Below are 2584 nucleotides of genomic sequence, written 5' to 3' on the forward strand. Positions count from 1 at the left end.
CTTCTGGATACAAGAGTTGGTTTTGCAGTCGGTGATTTCTATGTTGAAGATGCTCTTGAAGCGAGACTTCGAGACAACCCTCTTGCCGAGTTCATTAACAGAGTCCAGATGGAAGTAACGGGAGCCAAGATTTCATGTACCTCGATTTTCGATCATGCGACAACCGGTTGGAAAACCGGACCGATAACCATTGGCGAGATCTACGAGGTTTATCCTGTTCCAAGCACGCTCAGAGTTCTTGAGCTAACCGGCGGAGACATCAAAGAAGCCCTTGAATTCAATGCAGAACGCTTCGTTACCGATGATGGATTGCTTACTTTGGACCATTGGTCTGTTGATGATTATTCGAATTACGATATGTGGGAGGGAATTGAATACATAATCGCCATAGACAGGCCGGTCGGCGAAAGAGTCCTCAGTGTCTGGCATAATGGTAAACCGCTTGATATGGCAGAGACTTATGAAGTCTCTATGAGCAGTTTTCGTGCGGGAGGCGGCGGTTACAGCATGTTCGAGAATAAGCCGGTTGTAAGGGATGTGAAGCTTCAGATCTTTGAGATAATTACGGATTTCGTTCAGGAGAGATTTGCCATTAGTCCCCAGGTTGACAACAACTGGTCGGTAGGAACAGGGTTCATTCACACGGTTGGATGGAACGAAACATTGAGATCAATTTCAGAGATGTATGACATCGAGGATTCTGAAATCATGAAATATAATCCCGATCTAGTAGGAGTTAAAAGCATTCCCGCAGGTTCGGAACTGATAGTTTACAGACCCTTTTTTCAAGACAAGTAAAATACCGGTAACTTCGACCCCTAATTCTGATATTTACTAACACAACTGTTTATCCACGATCTCTATTCGACATCTTTGAGAAACCTACGAACGGCCTCGATGTATTCCTTGGCTTTCTCAAGATGGTGTTCGTGAGATGCCCCTTCGAAGATCTTCATAGTTGCATTTGGAAATTTACTGCTGTAGTACCTGGTCGTTTCCGGTGTCGCTTCATCGAATTCACCGCAAGTCAATAGGACGGGTACGGTAATGTTTTCGAGATGAGGTGTACAGTCGAAGTCTTTCAAAACGCCTGTTACTGTGAATTCGCTTGGTCCGTACATATAGTTGTAGACCTCTTCCCCCATGCCGGCGACTGCTTCGTTCATACATTGAGGCCATGGCTCCATTCGACATACATATTTCCCATAGAACTCTGAAATTGCCGACTGATAACTCTCTCCATTGAAGTTACCGATTGATTCGGCTCTTTTGATAGCGGATTGTGAATGATCAGACAAGGTCTCAACCAGTTTTCTAGTATCGCTTTCAAATCTCTTGATACTCATTGCCGGTCCCGACAGAACAAGACTTTCGGCGAAACTGGGGTATTTAACGGAATATTCGCAGGCGAGAATAGTTCCCCAGGACTGGCCGAGAAGATTAATTGTCGAAAACCCTAACTCTTTTCTCAGACACTCGATTTCTTCCACGAAGCGATCAACTCTCCAGAGCGACCTATCTGATGGACGCTCTGATCTACCGCAACCCAGTTGGTCGTAGAAGACAACGGGCCTCTCATCTGAAAGCGCACTTATCGTCTCAAGGTAGTTGTGTGGAACACCAGGACCCCCATGAATCGTAATAATAGGTTTCATCTTACCGAATCTACCTTGCACTTCATACCAGATTCGTCCACCGGGAACGGTTACATATCCTTCCAATCTGTCTCCCCCCAAAGAGAAAAGTCTTTCATGAGAGTGAGAACAATCAACCGCTACAATAACTGCTTTCAACAATTGAAAGAACCGAAAAACCTTTCGTCCTCACTATTGAAAACAAAAGGGCACTCGGAATGTTTCTTTAATATGAGTCTTTCAAGAAAAGAATATCATAAATGAAGAGCTCATAATCACCTGTTGAGAAAGATTCTTCAAGAGCTTGCCAAAGTAGAGGAGCAAGACTCAGCTGCATTTCCGATTTCAAGTAAGCGGGTATGACTTTGTATATTGCTTTCCTAACCAAGGACTTACGAAAGATGAGGTACGATGTGGAGCACTTGGTATCTTCATCTAAAAGCCTTTTCAGCTACCCATAATGGCTTTCAGCTGAAAATGTCATTAAAGAGAGGTTTTAAGTCACGAAAGAGTCTGTCAAAGCTTCTTCTACGTGAAGTACTCTCATCCCCAGAGTGTGCTTTGAAATGCTTCTTTTTAGTGGCTTGAAACTGATTTAACTCTTTTGTCTAGCTACATGAGATATAGCAAGGGTACTAAATTGGACTGGCTATCTTTGTACTATACTTTCAGCTTGTATCTCGAGTTTGCAACTGAACTAGACAAGAAATCGGGCTAGTGTTGTCACATTCTCTCACGTAAAATTGGAAAATTCTCTTCAAGCAAGCAGGAGTTCACAAAGACGTTATTTGCAGGCGCAAGGGAAATAGTTTATACTATACCGGGAGGGGTAATATGAATGAATTGACCGCAGTAGCAACCGGAACTCTAGGTGTGTCACCAATGATAAGTCCAATCGTTACAACAAGCGTTACTTACGGGAGTGCCTTTCTGGGAGGTTTACTTTCTTT

The 2584-nt window shown here is 43.5% G+C and carries 2 protein-coding genes; one reads left to right on the plus strand and one right to left on the minus strand.

Annotated elements, in window-relative coordinates; translation table 11 throughout:
• A partial coding sequence (locus tag BG32_RS01455; RefSeq protein WP_183084259.1) for a 5'-nucleotidase C-terminal domain-containing protein occupies positions 1 to 798 on the plus strand: 798 nt, incomplete at its 5' end.
• 62 nt (positions 799 to 860) lie between these two features.
• On the opposite strand, the gene BG32_RS01460 is transcribed toward BG32_RS01455, so the two are convergent.
• A complete protein-coding gene (locus tag BG32_RS01460) occupies positions 861 to 1721 on the minus strand; it encodes a proline iminopeptidase-family hydrolase (RefSeq protein ID WP_121526290.1) in 861 nt (286 codons plus the stop codon).
• Between the last annotated feature and the right edge of the window lie 863 nt (positions 1722 to 2584).

The sequence above is a fragment of the Mesotoga sp. HF07.pep.5.2.highcov genome, assembly GCF_003666285.1.
Lineage (GTDB): Bacteria > Thermotogota > Thermotogae > Petrotogales > Kosmotogaceae > Mesotoga > Mesotoga prima.